Origin of the sequence: Opitutus sp. ER46, assembly GCF_003054705.1 — a bacterium.
GTDB lineage: Bacteria > Verrucomicrobiota > Verrucomicrobiia > Opitutales > Opitutaceae > ER46.
The window spans coordinates 310,371-326,403 of sequence record NZ_QAYX01000025.1 but is presented as its reverse complement, the minus strand read 5'-3'; the positions used below and the strand labels follow the sequence as shown (position 1 = coordinate 326,403).

The window sequence follows — 16,033 nt, the reverse complement described above, 5'->3', positions numbered from 1 at the left end:
GTTTGCAGGTCTCGGGCCTATCGGGATACAAACATTGCAATACGTTTATTACCAGATATTTTTGACTCTTTTCCCCGACACGCCCTAAGGTAAGGGCCCCATGGCGGAAAAAACTGCCTACGAAGCACGCTGACTTTTCCCCCGCTCGATCCAACAGGCACGGAGGGCGGCGGCGAAGCGCTTCCCCTGCCCCACGTGGTCAAGCAACGGCGAGCGCTGCAGGTCAGCGCGCAGCCCCGCAGACGCCGCGACGGCTTCCGCCGGCTGCGCCGCCAAACGGACCGCCAGGTCGACATACCCTTCCACATCGGGCGCCACCCAATCCGGGTGTCCCACGGCGCTCAACAGCGAGGCGCTCACCCGCGCCGCGTGGCGCGAACCCTGCACCGCCACCACCGGCCGCCCCATCCACAGCGCTTCACAGGTCGTCGTCGTTCCGTTGTAGGGGAACGTGTCCAGCGCAATGTCCATGCGGCTGTAGAGCGCCAAATGCTCCGCGGCCCCTGCCGTGCGCGGCAGGAGTTCAATCCGGTCGAGCGGCAGACCGCACTCGGTCATCCACGCGTTCATGTGCTCCTTCACCTGCGGTTCCTCCAGGTCGCGCCCCTTCAAGAGGAGCCGCGAACCGGGCACGCGCTCCAGGATCCGCGCCCAGGCGCGGAACAGCCCACTGGTGAATTTCGTCGGACTGTTGAAACACCCAAAGGTCACTGGGGCGCCCACGGTCATCGGCAACGGTGCCACGGGCCCGGCCTCAACCGGCGGCTGGTACGTCCACGCCGTCGGCGCGAACCGCACGAGTTTCTCCGTCGCAAACGCATCCGCCTCCCCTTCCGGGTCCGCGACCGGATCGGTGAACCTGTAGTCCATCGCCGGCACGCCGGTCGAATCGGGATAGCCCAGATAGGTGATCTGCACCGGCGCCAGGCGTTTCGCGAAGATCGGCAGCCGGATCATGTTGCCGATGTGCCCCGCGAGATCGACCAGCACGTCGGGGCGGTCGGCCCGGATCACCTTCTCCACCGCCGCATGCGGCTGCCCCATGAAATTGCGCCACACCGTCGCGTGCTTCTTCAGCCGCGCCGACATGTCGTCCTCGGAAAAATGGTCGTGGTACAGGTACAGCTCGAACTGCGCCGGATCGAGCTGCTGCAGCAGCGGCTCGAGAAAGTACGCGCAGGAGTGCGTGCGCAGGTCCGGCGAGAGAATCGCGAGCCGCAACCGGCGGTCCGGAGAAACATCATAGCCCGGAAGCGACCGCGGTCCCGTGCCCACCAGCCGGCCGTAGCGCCGGTGTTCCTCGAACAGCTGCTGCCGGGTGATGCCTTCCAGGTTCTGCAGCGCGAACAGGCGATAGCTGTACGCCTCCGCGTTCCGGGGTTCCACTTTGAGGTATGCGTCGTACTCCGCGATGGCCGCTTCCATCCGGTACGTCTTGTGCAGCGACTGCGCCCGGCCGTAGCGCGCCGGCGCATAGTCGGGGCGCAGGGCGAGCGCGCGATCAAAGCGCACGAGCGCCTCGTGGTTCCGGCCCATCAATCCGCAGGTCAGGCCGAAGTGCGTCCAGCCTTCGACGAACTTCGGGTTCAGCGTCACCGCTTTCTGGTGACACGCAATCGCGTCGGGAAAGCGACCCTGCAACTTCAGCGCGAACCCAAGCACGTTCCAGCCGTCGGCGCTGTCCGGCGCAGCCTGGAGCAAACGGCGGAGGATCTTCTCCGCATCCGGCAGACGTCCCTGCGCGATGTACACGGCGGCGATGCGCGTCGCCGCCCCCGCCGAACGCCCGTCGAGGCGGAATGCCTGCTGATAGAGGCGCATGGCGTCTTCACTGCGTCCCTGCTGCTCCGCGAGCTGCCCCCACAGGTCGTAAACCAAGGCCGCGCCGGGCGCCTGCGCGGCCACCTGCCGGTAGATCGACTCGGCCCGCTCCAGGCGGCCTGCCTTGTGGTGCGCGATGGCTTCGTTCAGCCGGTGCGTGAGCTGCGGATTTGCTGCCATGTCGGCTCAAGCCTCAAGGCGGTTGGCGCCGACGTCACTGCCGCAGTTTACCGGTTCTCGCCCACGGCCCAGGCATTGGCACAGGGCGGCAAGTTGGGGATGGTCGGGGGCCGTCTCGGCCAGGGCGCCACATGCCTCGCGTGCGAGATCCTTCTCGCCCAGCTTCGTCGCCAGTTCCACCAGCGCGCTCCATGCGTCGGGCCGGCCGGGATCAAGCCGCAAGGAGGCATGCAGCGCATGCAGGGCCTCCACCACCCGGTCCGCCTCCTGCAGCCCGTTCGCCAGCGTCATCCAGAGATTCGCATCGTGCCGCCGCTGCTGCACCGCGGCGAGGAGGTATTCCACGCCCCGGCTCGCATCTCCCTCGGCCAGCAAGGCGCGGCCGCAAAGCGCGCGCAGCTTCGGATCCCGCGGCCGGATCATCACCGCGCGCATCGCGGCCTCGGCCGCTCCCTGCAGTCCGCCATTCTCGAGCACCGCCTGCGCCGCCGTCACCGCGCTCGCGATATCCTCCGCCGCTCCCGCCCGCACCGCATCGGGCTGTCGGCGAAAACGACTGCGCCCGAGGGCCTCAAGCTGGTCGAACGCCGTCTCCAGCACGCCGGCAAATCCATCGGAGGCCGCCAGGGTGTCGTGGCATGCGAGCCCGACGTGCAACGCGCGTTGCAGTTGCCGGCCAACGCTCTCCCGCCAGCCGGGATCGGCCGCGAGACTCGCCGCCAGCTCGACGAAGGCCGGGCCATCGTGGGCCGTCAGCTCGCCGAGCCTCGCCTCCTTGAGCCAATCCGACACCACGGGATCGGCCGAGACCACCGGGACGCCGGCCGCCAGCGCTTCCGCGGCCCAGACCGCGCTGCCCGATGTCGTCAGGAAGAGGTCGGCCAGCCGCACGATCCCACGCGTTTCCTCGTGCTGCGCTTCCCGCGGCGCCAGCACGCTCACCCGATCGTTGGCCACGTGGAGTTCATCGAGGGTGGCGCAGACGATCGTACAGAAGCGTTCGAATCCGACCGGGGTGAGTTCGTTGTCCGGCACCACCTGCAGCACGAGGGCCGCTTCCGGGACCTGCGCGAGAATGCGCCCGAAATTCACCAGCGTCTCCAGCGTGCCATGGGTCGTGCCCAGCACCGCCACCAGCAGCACCGTCCGCTCCGGGAAGCCCAGGTCGGAGCGGGAGCAGACCCGCTCGGCGTCTCCGCCGCGACGCAACGCGAAAGCCGTCGTCGGCAGCGCCCCAAGCCGCTCCGAATGGCGCGACGGCGTCCGTGGGGGCGCCAGTTCGGCCGGGACAAGGCATAGGTCGGACTCCGGCAAGCCGCTCGTGATCCCCGCCGGATTCTCCACCGCCTGCAGGGGGGCAACCCGGATGCTCGCGAGCCGGCTGAAACTATCCGCCAGCGTGGTGTCCCCCACGAACACGGCGACGTCGAGCCCGGCGTCGCGCAGCATCTCCGCCTGGCCGGCACAATCGGCCGGCAGGACGCGAAACACGTCGGCCGATTCGCGGCAACGCCAGCCGAACGCCGTCGTCGCCTCCTGCAGCGCAAAAAGGCGACGCTCGAACCGATCGCCCGGCAGGTGCTCGAACTGGGCCAGCGCCGCCGTGGTGTCCGCGTTCGCCTCCCATTGTCGCGCCACAAAGCCGACGCGCAACCGACGCCCGGCCCGCGGGCGGACGCACGGTTCAAACGGCCCAATGAAGCTGCCGTGCAACCGGGCGAGAATCTTGCCCTGCAACTCGGCGGGCAGCAGCACGTGCGACCGCGCGAACCGCAAGGGATGCAGCGGAGCCTGGCGCGCGAACGCCTCGACTGCCGCGCGCACCGCGGGCGCGCCAAGGTGCCGTTGCACCCAGCGCGCCAGTTCGTCGGCGTGCCGGCTCAGATGGCTCGCGTAGAGCGCGCATTCCCGATCCGACGCCAGCGTGTTCGGCGCGGCGAACAGCCACTCTGCGTACGCGCCCCAGAGCCAGTCCGGAACATGCGAGAACACCGGCGCAGCATCCCAGCGCCACGCGGCGCTCACCAGCATGGAGGCAACCAGCCCCGGCCAGCCGAGGGGTTGCCAATGCGCCAGCTGACGCTCGTCCTTCGCGCGCAGCGGCAGATCGAGGGCGCCACACGCGGCCAAGCCGTGGATCGCTTCCAGCACGATCGGGATCGCCGGCGAATTCACGTCGCGCCGATCAAGTTTGGCGAACTCCGCGGCGACCGCCTCCCGCACCCCGCGCAATGCAAGCACGACTTCGAGCTGCGGGGCAGTTCCCAACTCCTGGACGGCGGTGCGCAGCGCAGTCGCGCTGGTCATCAGGTCTGGATCAGCTTGCGCCGAACGCTTTTCAGCGAGCGCGAAGTGGACGGCGGGCGACATACGCCGAACACTATGCAACCGTCACGCCAGCGTGACTCACAGCTGCGCAAACCGCTCGCCACCGATAGATTGTACAACATTTCCAACCCATTTCCGCCGCATCGCGACCGGGCGGCAAAAACTTCCCCCGTCTCAAACGTGCGCAGCCAGTCTGTTTGGCAGCCTGCGGACGACGTCCGCCCGGCGGCTAAGCGATCGCGCTGCGCACCGGGCCAAAGGCCTCGAGCGCCGAGCGGGTCGCTTCTTCAAAGGTGGCCTCCTCAAACCCAACGGCCGCCAGTTTCTCTGGCGCCAGATTCCACAGGAGATACTCGCCCGCGAGCCCATGCCCAAAACGATCGGTCGCCCCGGCCGCGAGGTTCAGCAACCGGGCCAGGAACGATGCGCTTTCACCGCACGTGGTGTGATCGCGGACCGCCTCGATGATCGCGGCCGGGAACCGCCAGCCCTCAAGGACGAGGGCGGAGGCTTCGGTGCTGGTGCAGCCAAAGGTTGCCTGCTCCCATTCCGGCAAAGATCCCCGCGCATACGGCTCCACCTCGAGATGCCGGCCCTGGCTGCGCATCGAGCGATCGAGCGCGATTTTTCCGGTCGAACGCAGCAGGCCCGCGGTGTAGGCCACGCGCGTATCGATACCCGCATGACGCGCGAGTTGCTCCATCGTCAGCGCCGTCAGCAGCGAGTTTTCGCGGAACTGCACGCCGGTGATGTCGTAAAGCGGGAGGTGCTGGTTCGAAACCTGCGCGAGCACGGCGAAGCCGGCGACGCGGTAGACCTCCGCAAAACCCACGCGCATCAGCGCCTCCTCGATGGAGGCAATCGGCTCGCCGGGGTTGTACGCGACGCTGTTCGCGATGCGAATGATGCGCGCCGTCAGCGCCGCGTCGCGGCGCAGCAGCTCGGTGATCCCCTCGATGCTCGAGTTCACGTTGGCCAGCATCGGATCGAGGCGCGCCAGCACCTGCGGACTCGCCGGGAGCATGTTGACCGCCAGCAACAACGCTTCGCGCGAGGGCGGCAGGGCCGCGCGGTCCGCGAGTTGGGTGGGTGCGTTCGAGGTCGAAGATGTCATGGGCGGTCAGGAGCGGCGGGCGCTGGGATGATCAGGCGGGCGCACGCTGCAAGTCGTGGTTCGCAATTCCCGCGCCATCGCCCTGCCCCCCGACGTAAGTCCGTAAGCCATTCCGAGTTCGGTAGCGGAAAATATCTCTGCCGAAACACGGCACGATCCAGCCGTGATGCCGGAGAAAAATCTGCCCGCGGAGACGGCGTACAATGCCTGATTCACGTCGATGGCGTTGGCGTTAACTGATGGCTTCGCGAGCCCGTTCAAACTGGTAGCCGGCCCGCTCGATGGCCCGCTCGATCATGTCGGAATCCACGTGGGCGAGTTCCAGCTTGGCCGGAGTGACGTCCCAGTAGGTGATCTCTCCCGGCAACGGATACCCCGCCTTCTCCGCCGCGCCGCACGCGATATTCAGGAGCGCCGCCATCGGCGTGGCGGTCGGATGCGGCCGGTAATGCTCACGAATCGCATCGATCGTCGGCTGCGGGAAACGCCACTCGCCGAGCACCATCGCGGCGGCAGCGCAGTTGTCGATGCCCACCGTCTCCATTTCCCAGGTGTCGAGCGGACGGCCCTGACCCGACGCCGCGTAGTTGCGAATGTGCAGTGGACCGGGAGCCAGACGGTCCACCGCGATCTTGCCGGTCGATCGCAACAGCCCCGCGGTGTAGGCCGCCCGGGCATCGAGATCGATGGCCGGGGCCAGGATCTCCATGATGAAGGCGCAGAATAGGGAGTTCTCCCGGAGGCGGGTGCCACTGACGCCGTAGTTGCGCAAGCTGTCCTCCGCCACCTGCGCAACCGCCGCGAGACCGATCAACCGATACACCTCGTTGAAGCCCACGCGCATCAGCGCCTCCTCGATCGAGCCCGCGCGCGAGCCCGCGCCGTACGCCGCGCTGTTGCTCACGCGGATCACGCGCGCCGTCAGCGCTGAGTCATGGCGGAGCAGGTCAACCACGTCGGTAAGGTCGGAGTTCGGATCCAGCAGCAACGTCCCAAGTTGCGCCAATATGCGCGGCGCCGCCGGCAGGTTCTTCACCACGTGCAGCAGCGCTTCGCGAGAGACGGTCGGAGCGATCATCAGATAGATTATCGGCTGCGGGGCGCGTAATTTAAGTAAATGGCGTAGCGACCGTCATCAGGACGGCCGCCCCAGCCGGCTGCGACGGGGCAAATGCCGGCGGGCTCGCCAGACAATACCGGACGATTTCGGGCGCGAAAGCCTGGGTTGGTTTTGTTTCGGCCCGATCGCCCCGCGCTTGAGCAGTTTCCCTCAAGCGCCGCCCGAAAACGCCGATAAACACCGGCAGCACGTGCCGCATTCCGTCGTCGCGTCACCTCCCTTTCGCATGTCTCCTGCCGCCTCCGTTCCCGTCCCTTGCGCCTGCGCCGCGCCCTACTCGGAGGACGAGATCAAGCGCCGAATTGTTGCCTGCCCCAAGCTCGCTTCGCTGCAGAGCGTCAACCGGGAGCTCAACGCGCTCGTGCGGTCGGAGCGCAGCGTCCTCTCTCAGATTGCCGAGGTCATCCGCCGCGACCCGTCCCTCGCGGCGCGGCTGCTGCGCATGGTCAATTCGGTCTATTTCGGGCTGTCGACCCACGTGAACAACATCGAGGAGGCCGTGTTCTTCCTCGGCCTGCGTCAGGTGCGCGAGCTGGCGATGGCCACCCCCGTATTGGAGGAGCTGGGACGTCTGCAGAGCGGGCGTCCCCTCCCGTGGCGCGACCTGTGGACGCACAGCATCGGCACCGCGATCATGACGCGGGAGATCCTGAGCTCCACCGCGCTGCACATCGACGACGACACCGACTATCTCGTCGGCCTCCTGCACAACGTGGGCAAGATCATCATGGCCTATGCCTTCCCCGACGAGTTGCAGGCCATCATCGCCACCCGGGTGCACACGCCGGCAGATGTGGCGGCGCGGGAGCGCGAGATCATCGGCTGGGACCACGGCCAGATTGGCGCCTACTACCTTGGCCGGCACAACCTCCCCGACGAGATCGTGATGGCGGTTGAACACCACGACGCCCCGGAGAAGGCGCCCGAACATCAGTTTTTCGCCGCGGCCATCCAGGTCGCGGATTACGTCGTCCGCCATCACGCGATTCACAGCGGCTTTGAGCAGGTCGATTCCATCCCTACCGATGCGTGGATGAGTCTCCCCGGCTGGAGCATCCTCTACGGCAACGAAGACCATGAGAACGAACTGGCCCGGGCCGCGATCGGCAACTCGCTGCGCCGACTGCCCTCCATGATTGAGGGGCTGCTGTAGCCGCCTGCCGAAGTCGGCCATGGATTCGAATCCCGTTCCCGCCAACGCGCCCAGCGGTTCCGCCGCCACGTGGCTCGGCCCTTGGGCCACGAGCGCCGATTTTGCGTACTGCCGCGACCCGCAGGGCCGCATCCTCGCCGTCAATGTCTCGTTCGCCCGCAAGTTTGGCCGGGCCGCGGCATCGTTCACCGACCGGCCGGTCAGCGAACTCGTGCATGCCGAGGACGCCCCGGTGCTGGAATCGTCGGTGCTCGAGGTCGCCCAGCCGCCCTACCAGGCGCGGACCGAACATCGGTGGATGACGCCACAAGGCATCCGCTGGCTCGAATGGGAGGAAAGCGCCGTGCGGGATGCCGGCGGCCAGCTGCAGGCGATTCGCGCGGTCGGCCGCGACACCACGCGCCGGCGCCTCGCTGAAGAGCAGTACTACCGGCTGTCCCGGGCAGTGGAACAGTCTCCGGTCTCGATCGTCATCACCGACCTCGATGGCCACGCGCAGTACGTGAACTCGAAGTTCACCCAGGTGACGGGGCACACCCTCGAGGATATCATCGAGAAGAACATCGAAGTGCTGCAGGACGGCCATCCGGACCAGGCTTCGTTCAACGCATTCTGGAAGACGATCCGGGCCGGTGGTGAATGGCGGGGCGAGTTATCCACCTCGCGCCAGGATGGGTCGGTCATCTGGGAGTCGGTCAAGGTCTCGTGCGTCCGCAACTCGAACGGCGACATCACCAACATCCTCTGCCTCCGGGAGGACATCACCGAACGCAAGCTGCTCGAGCAGCAGCTGCGGCAGGCGCAGAAGATGGAGAGCCTCGGAACGCTGGCCGGCGGCATCGCCCACGACTTCAACAACCTGCTCGCGATCATCAACGGCTACTCGGAGTTCTGCCAGCAGGGCACCCCCGATCCCGCCGTGCTTCAAAAGAGCCTGCGCGAGATCCACCACGCCGCCCAGCGGGCCAGCGGGCTCGTGCGCCAGATCCTCACCTTCAGCCGCAAGAACGACGTCAAGTTCGCACCGGTCGACCTGAACCAGCTGGTCCGCGACCTCACGACGCTGATGTCGGAGACGTTCCCGCGCACGGTGACGCTGCACCTGCAACTCCAGGACCGGTTGCCTGCGCTCCTCGCAGACACCAACCAACTGCAGCAGATCATCCTCAACCTGTGCGTGAACGCCCGCGACGCCATGCCGTCGGGCGGTTCCATCACGCTGACGACGGAGACCGTCGCCGGCGGCACGCTGCGGCGCCTTGGTGGCGACGCGACCCGACAATACGCCTGCCTCCATGTCGTGGATACCGGCACGGGCATCCCCCCCGAGGTGCGGCAGCGAATCTTCGAGCCGTTCTTCACGACCAAGCAGGGCAGTCACGGCACCGGCCTCGGCCTGGCCGTCGTGTATGGCATCGTCGTGTCGCACCACGGTTTCATCGATGTCGAGTCCGCCCCGGGCAAGGGCAGCACCTTCAGCGTCTACCTGCCGCTCGCCGAGGTCAGCGCCGCGGCCCAACCCGGCGCCTCGGGCGGGGATTTCCCGGGGGGCAACGAGTCGCTGCTGATCGTCGATGACGAAGAGTCCCTTCGCAACCTGCTGGCGACCGCGCTGGCCCGAAAGGGATACACGACGACAACCGCCCACTCCGGCATCGATGCGATCGAGCTCATCAGCGACACGAGCCGCCATTACGATGCCGTGTTGCTGGACCTGAACATGCCGGGCGCGACCGGCGTCGAAGTTCTGAAGGTCATTCGCCTTTGCCGGCCGAAGCTGCGGGTCGTGATCGTCAGCGGCCATATCACCCCGGCCGCAAGAGCCGAGTTCGAGCAGCTTGGCCAGCGGTACTTCGTCCAGAAGCCGTACAAGCTCCACGAGCTCGGCCGGCAAGTCCGGCAGTTGCTGGACTCTCCCCTGCTAAACGATTGAGCGGCAAGGCCTCGGTGCGCGGATTTCAATCCGGCGCCGACCGCAGAATACCGGCGCCGCGGGCAGGAATTCCGGTTCAGAAAGGGCACGACCGTGCCGATACACCAGCGGGCAATTATCGGGACTATCCACCACCATGGAATGTCGGAAACGAAATGAATCACCGCCAACCACCGCACCTACCGGCCGGTGTGCGCAGGGCTTTGCATTGCCTTTCGCTGCTACTGGTACCGGCGCTGACCCTCGACGAGGGCCACGCTGGCACCCGCCTGCGAACCGTCAATGGGCCCGTGGCAGATACCCCCTATCTGCCCGTACTCGGTTCGCCTACCTTGCGGATTCAGGAAGCGCCTCCTCCTCCCGACCTGGTGACTCGCCCGGCTCCTGCCGCGCCCCCGGTTCCCGCCTCCACGGATGCGGAATCGGCGGTCGGTGCAGCCAACACGGGCGCTGTTCTGCCCGGAACTGACGCGACGGACGCCACGACAAAAACGGCCGGACCAGAGAACACGAATGTGCGCGAAGCGACTCCCGTCGCCAAACCGCCTCCTGCCATCTTGCCGGACAACACCCGCCCTGTTATCCATCCCGAAGATTTTCTGCCGTACTTCCAGATTCCCGGTGCGGCCCGCAACCCGAGTGACGTGACCGTCTTGGTTCCTGGGGTCCCGTCCGCTCCGGCTCCGGCGCCGATTCCGCCTAGCTCTGCCACCTACACGCAATCGCCCAGATGATTCGTTTTCGCCCTGCGCCGTTCTCGTTCGCACGCGCGGTCGCCTGCCTGGCGCTCGTGCTGGTGCTGAACGCGCGCGCCCGGGCGAGTGAAGCGCCCGCGCCCGCGGCTCCGGCGCCAGCTCCCCTGCAGGGACTCAGCGCCGCGCGTGAAACCGCCGCGCCTGCCGTCTCCTCCACGCCGAGCACGCTGCTCGCGCCTCTCGCCGGAAATGTGACCGGCGGCAAGGAGACCCAGGCCTCCCCGGCGGTAAGGGCAGCGCAGTCGGAAAAACGCAATATTCGGGACGAAATCCAGGGGCTGCTGAACCTCGGGGCCAGCCTCACCGACCGGGCCGCCCCGGATTACGAAGCCGCCGAGATCGCCTACCGACAGGTGCTGAACTCGAGCGACGCCGATGTGCGCGCCACCAAGTCCGCCCTGCTCGGGCTCGGTCACATGCATCGGAAGAAGGGCGAGTTCACCAAGGCCGCCGCCATCTACGAACGCTTCCTGGCCGACTATCCCGGGGACGAGCGCATGCCCGACGCGCTGCTGGAACTCGGTCGCACCCTGCGGGACATGGGCGCCTACAAGCTCGCGATCGCGCGTTTCTACAGTGTGATCAATTCGACGCTCAAGGTGGCGGGAGAAGACTTCGAGCGTTACCAGGTGCTCGCCAAGACCGCGCAGTTCGAGATCGCCGAGACCCACTTCGCCGCCGGCGAATACGAGGAGGCGAACAAGTACTACACGAAGTTTCGGCTGCTGGATGTTGCCCCGGTCGACCGCGCCCGGGCCCACTTCAAGGCCGCCGACGCGCTCCGACGTGAAGGCAAGCTCGACGCCGCCGTCACGGCCTTTCGTGCCTACATCGAGCAGTGGCCGGACGACGAGAACATGCCGGAAGCACGGTACCTGCTGGCGATGACCCTGCGGGATCTGAAACGCCCCCAGGAAGCGTTCGCCGTCGCGCTCGACCTGCTCCGCGCCGAGAAGGCCCGCGTCGCCACGGCGCCCAAGCGCTGGCTGTACTGGCAACTCGTCACCGGCAATCAGCTCGCCAACGAGTTCTTCGACCAGGGCGCGATCGTCGACGCCCACAAGATTTACTCCGCGCTGCTCGAGCTCTCGCCCGACCTCTCGTGGCGCCTGCCGATCACCTACCAGTTGGGACTCTGCTTCGAGCGGCTCGGCTCGGTGGAGCGCGCCCGGGACTCTTTTCAAAGCGTGATCGATCTGGCCGGCGCCAAACCCGCCCCGCAATATGCTGAACTCGCGGAGATGGCGGCGTGGCGAATCGAACATCTCGCGTGGCGCGACCGCGTGACCCGCGAAGTCAGCTCATTCTTCGACTCGACGACCGGCAAGCAGGTGGCCAATCCTCCGACACCACCCCCGAATGCCGCCACGCCATGAACGATCCGATTCGAGACCACCAGCAGCTCTGCGATGAGATTCACCAGTGCGTGCTGGATGAGAACCGCTTTCTCCGCCAGCACCAGCGCGCCCCGGACGCCGAGTTTCTGACCCGCAAGCGCCAACTGCTGGAGCGGCTCGACGTGTCGCTCGGCGCGCTCCGCTCGATTCCTGCCGCCTCGATCCGCGATCCGGAAAGACGCGACCTGCTCGAAAAGACCCGTGCACGCATTCTCCAGGTTCTCCAGCTCGACAAGGAGAACGAACAGTTGCTGCTGCGCCTCAGCCTCGGGGGCGCCCGCCCCGCATCCGCCAGCACCGCACCCACCGCGTCGGTGGCGATGCTGCAGAAGATCTACTCCCGCTGTTCCTGACCGGTTGCGCTCACGCACGGCCTTGGTTCAAGGGGGGGCCGTTGCCCGTCGGGCTCGCTGAAAACGAAAAATCCAGCGCACCCGGACTGTTATTCGTTCCGGGCGCGCTGGATGTCGTGGCCACGGCAGAGTCCGTGGAACCATGTCAGTGCAGCAAAGTGATCCTCTGGCTGCCCCAGCGCAGCCGCGGTGGACGGAGGTGCCGCGCGCTGTCCTGCCCGATGAAACCAAGCGGCGCGAAAAGCGCGCTGGACGAGTCCACGGTGAGGAAAATAGGCTGCTTCACCCCAGTTGCCCATCCGGGCCCTCCCGTACTTTTTCGTCGCGTTTGTCGCTGGGTAATTTCCTTCAGGTCGTTCCCTTTCAGTCGATGCCTTCCCTCGTGCCATGATGCATGTGCTCTACGCCGAAGACGATCCGCATGTCGCGGAAGTGGTCCGGTTCGCGTTCTCGCACGCCGGCGCGGACATCGAGCTCGATGTTACGACGACCGGCCGCGGATGCCTCGCCACGATGCAGGAGCGCGAATACGACGTCCTGCTGCTCGACCTGATGCTGCCCGACCTCGACGGCCTGCGCGTACTCAGCGAGCTTGCCGCACGCCGCGACACCACCCCGGTCATCATGGTCAGCGGCCATGGGCAGCATGAGCTTGCCGTGCGCGCGTTGCGGGCCGGCGCGATCGACTGCATCGACAAGAGCTCGCCGGAGTTCCGCCGCATTCCCGAGATTGTGCGCCGGGTGCAGGCCCGACACCCCCGGCGACGCACGGGCGCCCTGTCCGACGGCGCGCTGCCACGCCGCCTGCTTTTCCTCGATCCCCTCCCCGAAGAGCGCGACCAGTTCGCCGTGTTTCTCGCGACCAGCGTGCCGGCGTTGCAGATCACCACGGACGCTCCAGCCGCACTCGAATCGATCCTGCGGTCGGGCGCTGCGCCTGGCGCAGTCGTCGTCGGTCCCAATGTCGAGTCGGGCGAGATGCTCGCGGCGCTGCGCCAGTTGCGCGCCCACGACGAAGGCCTGCCGGTCATTGTCATCTCCGGCCGCCAGGACGCGGAGACTTCCATCGCCGCCTTCAAGCTTGGCGCGCACGACTTTCTCCTGCGCGGCCCCGACTGCTACACCGAGCTCGTCTTCTCGCTCCACCACGCGCTGCGTCAGGCGGACGCCGAGCGACTCAATGCCGAGCTCACACGCCAGCTCGAGGCCCTGAACCAATCGCTGGCCGATCAGGTCGCCGCGAGAACCCGCGACCTGGAGAACGAGATCGTCGTACGGCGCGAAGCGGAGCACCGCGCCGAGGAGAACGCGGCACGCCTGCAGGCACTCTCGACCCGGCTCCTGAGCGTCCAGGAGGAGGAGCGCCACCGCCTCGCCCAGGAACTGCATGACCAGATCGGGCAACTGCTCACGGGCTTGCGGTTCCAACTCGAGGCGGCCCGGGATAACGGCTCTGCCGAGGGGCTGCGCGGCGCGCTGGCCGTGACCGACGAACTGCTGCGCAGCGTGCGCGCGCTCACCCTCCAGTTGCGCCCCCGGCTGCTCGATGACCTGGGGCTCCGCCCGGCGCTCGAGTGGCACGCGAAGACCGTCCACCAGCAGACCGGCACGGCGATCGAACTGGAGCTGTCCCTGCCGGAGCGGCGCTTCAGTCCGCAGATCGAGATCGCCGTTTTCCGCATGGTCCAGGAGGCGCTGACCAATGTGGCCAGGCATTCCGGCGCCAACGCGGCGGTGGTCACCGTCACCGCCGACGAGTCGATCCTCCACGTGGAGGTGGCCGATCGCGGCCGGGGGTTCGATGCCGCGGCCGCCCTCGCCCGGCGCGATTCGCTCGGGCTGGCCGGGCTCGCCGAGCGGGTCCGGCTCACCGGCGGCCGCTTCGAGATATTTTCCCAGGCCGGACAGGGCACCCGTCTCCACGCCGAGTTCGACCTCGGCCCCCACTCCTACGCGTCATGATTTCCGCCATCATCGCCGACGACCACGAGATCGTTCGCCACGGCCTGCGCAGCATCCTCGAGCAGGACGGCACCTGTCGCGTGGTGGGGGAAGCGGCGGACGGACTGACGGCCACGCAGCTCGTCGACAAGTTCAAGCCCGCCATCCTCATCCTCGACCTCAACATGCCGCGCGTGCACGGCCTCGAGGTTCTGCGCCAGGTGCGGGCCGGCAGTCCCCACACCCGCGTGATCGTGCTCTCGATGCACAACGACGAGCCCTACGTGATCGAGGCGCTGCGGGCCGGTGCGATGGCCTACCTGCTCAAGGGATCCGAGTCCCAGGACATCACCCGCGCCCTGAAGGAAGTGCTCGCCGGCCGCCGCTATCTCAGCGCCACGCTTTCCGAGTGGGCCATCAACGCGCTGGCCGCAAAACCCGCGGACGACAACGATCCGCTGCACCACCTGACCCAACGTGAACGCATGGTCCTCCAGCTTGCCGCCGAAGGCCTCAGCAACACCGAGGTGGCCGAAAAGCTCTTCATCAGTCCGCGCACCGCGGAAACGCACCGCACCAACTTGCTGCGGAAGCTGGGACTGCAGACCCAGACCGACCTGGTCCGGTTTGCCATTCGCAAGGGCCTCATCAGCCCGTAACCAGCCCAACCCATGGCCCGTATCCTGATCATTGACGACGACGACCTGCTTCGCGACGTGCTCGCCCGGACTCTGGCGATTTCAGGCCACATCGTCGATCAAGCGGACAACGGCCAGGCCGGGCTGGATCGTTTCCGGGCCGCGCCCGCCGATGTCGTCATCACCGATATCGTCATGCCGGTACAGGAGGGCGTTGAAACCATTCTTCAGTTGCGTCGCGAGCAGCCCAAAGTGCCGATCATCGCGATGTCGGGAGGCGTCGCCAATTCGAAGCTCTACCTGAATATCGCCGGGCGCATCGGCGCCGACTACGTGCTCTCGAAACCGTTCTCGCCGCAGGAACTGCTCGAGGCGGTCAACCGGGTCGTAGGGCGGTCGCCGCCGCAGCAGTAATGACGAAGCTAAAAGAGACGCCCGGCCGCTGCGGCTCTGACCGCATGCCTGCCGGGCGCCAGAGATTCGTACCAGCTCCTTAGTCGTCGCGGCGCGCGGAGAGCAGATAGATCAGGTTCAGCAGGGAACCGATGAATGCGGCGAGATAGGTCAAGGCCGCAGCATTGAGTGTCTGGTCCACGCCCTCCATCTCATCGCGGTCGACGATTCCGAGCTGCACGAGCTGCACCTTGGCGCGGCGGCTCGCGTCGTACTCGACCGGCAACGTGACCAACTGGAAGAAGGTCAGGACCGCGTAACAGATGATGGCGATATCCAGAACGACGCCGCGCAGATGGGCGAACATCGGGAGAATGAACATCGCGATCATCACGATCGGGAGAACCTTCGAGACAATGCTCGTCGCCGGCACCAGCGCCATGCGCAGATTCAGCATCGAGTAACCGACCTTGTGCTGGATCGCGTGGCCTGCTTCGTGCGCGGCTACGCCGAGCGCGGCCAGGCTTGAGCCATGATAGTTCTCCGAGGACAGCACCAGCCGCTTGTTGATCGGATCGTAGTGATCGGTCAGATGTCCTTCGGTCTCTTCGATCGTCACATCGGTGATGCCGGCGTGAGCCATGACCGCCTCGGCGGCCTCACGACCGCGGATGCCACCGCGCGAGGGAATCTGGGCATTCTTCGCGTACGTGCTCGAAACGCGCATCTGCGCGTACATCGCAAAGATAAAGACCGCGATGAAGAGAACGAAGAACAGCCATCCAGGGATGAGTGCTGCTGCGATTGTGGTGATCATGTTTCTGAAGTTGGTTGACTGAATTCCCGGGAGCCCGGGAGGCCCTTACCTTAGCCAGAGCCTCCGCTTTTCCAGCGAAAACGGCTGCAA

Annotated in this window: 12 protein-coding genes; 7 read left to right on the top strand and 5 right to left on the bottom strand. The window is 66.6% G+C overall.

What is annotated here, in order from left to right; all coding sequences use genetic code 11:
* Positions 1-117 precede the first annotated feature (117 nt).
* From DB354_RS19665 to DB354_RS19650, 4 genes are all read right to left on the bottom strand, one after another.
* A complete protein-coding gene (locus DB354_RS19665; protein WP_107837348.1) occupies positions 118-2,001 on the bottom strand; it encodes a tetratricopeptide repeat protein in 1,884 nt (627 codons plus the stop codon).
* 6 nt (positions 2,002-2,007) lie between these two features.
* Positions 2,008-4,308: a tetratricopeptide repeat protein gene (locus tag DB354_RS19660; RefSeq protein ID WP_158277623.1), complete on the bottom strand. Its 2,301-nt coding sequence runs from the start codon at positions 4,306-4,308 to the stop codon at positions 2,008-2,010.
* Positions 4,309-4,558: 250 nt separating this feature from the next.
* Complete coding sequence (locus DB354_RS19655) at positions 4,559-5,443, bottom strand: HDOD domain-containing protein (RefSeq protein ID WP_107837346.1); 885 nt, start codon at positions 5,441-5,443, stop codon at positions 4,559-4,561.
* A 232-nt stretch (positions 5,444-5,675) separates the two neighbouring features.
* Positions 5,676-6,521, bottom strand: coding sequence for an HDOD domain-containing protein (locus tag DB354_RS19650; protein WP_107837345.1), 846 nt, complete (start codon positions 6,519-6,521; stop codon positions 5,676-5,678).
* Between the two features lie 268 nt (positions 6,522-6,789).
* Here DB354_RS19650 and DB354_RS19645 point away from each other — a divergent pair, with 268 nt between their 5' ends.
* From DB354_RS19645 to DB354_RS19615, 7 genes are all read left to right on the top strand, one after another.
* Complete coding sequence (locus DB354_RS19645; RefSeq protein ID WP_107837344.1) at positions 6,790-7,716, top strand: HDOD domain-containing protein; 927 nt, start codon at positions 6,790-6,792, stop codon at positions 7,714-7,716.
* Positions 7,717-7,735: 19 nt separating this feature from the next.
* Complete coding sequence (locus tag DB354_RS19640) at positions 7,736-9,649, top strand: PAS domain-containing sensor histidine kinase (protein ID WP_107837343.1); 1,914 nt, start codon at positions 7,736-7,738, stop codon at positions 9,647-9,649.
* A 730-nt stretch (positions 9,650-10,379) separates the two neighbouring features.
* On the top strand, positions 10,380-11,780 hold the full coding sequence (locus DB354_RS19635; RefSeq protein WP_107837342.1) for a tetratricopeptide repeat protein: 1,401 nt from the start codon (positions 10,380-10,382) through the stop codon (positions 11,778-11,780).
* Positions 11,777-12,154, top strand: a complete 378-nt coding sequence (locus tag DB354_RS19630; RefSeq protein ID WP_107837341.1) for a hypothetical protein — start codon at positions 11,777-11,779, stop codon at positions 12,152-12,154. The genes DB354_RS19635 and DB354_RS19630 overlap by 4 nt, the downstream gene beginning before the upstream one ends.
* 387 nt (positions 12,155-12,541) lie before the next feature.
* The gene (locus DB354_RS19625) at positions 12,542-14,116 is read left to right on the top strand and encodes a response regulator (protein WP_107837340.1); all 1,575 of its coding nucleotides are present in this window, start codon (positions 12,542-12,544) and stop codon (positions 14,114-14,116) included.
* Positions 14,113-14,754 carry a response regulator transcription factor gene (locus DB354_RS19620; RefSeq protein WP_107837339.1) on the top strand — a complete coding sequence of 214 codons (642 nt, stop codon included), beginning with the start codon at positions 14,113-14,115 and terminating at the stop codon, positions 14,752-14,754. The genes DB354_RS19625 and DB354_RS19620 overlap by 4 nt, the downstream gene beginning before the upstream one ends.
* Positions 14,755-14,766: 12 nt before the next feature.
* Positions 14,767-15,147: a response regulator gene (locus tag DB354_RS19615; protein ID WP_107837338.1), complete on the top strand. Its 381-nt coding sequence runs from the start codon at positions 14,767-14,769 to the stop codon at positions 15,145-15,147.
* A gap of 79 nt (positions 15,148-15,226) precedes the next feature.
* Here DB354_RS19615 and DB354_RS19610 read toward each other — a convergent pair whose 3' ends face one another.
* Complete coding sequence (locus tag DB354_RS19610) at positions 15,227-15,943, bottom strand: zinc metallopeptidase (protein ID WP_107837337.1); 717 nt, start codon at positions 15,941-15,943, stop codon at positions 15,227-15,229.
* Between the last annotated feature and the right edge of the window lie 90 nt (positions 15,944-16,033).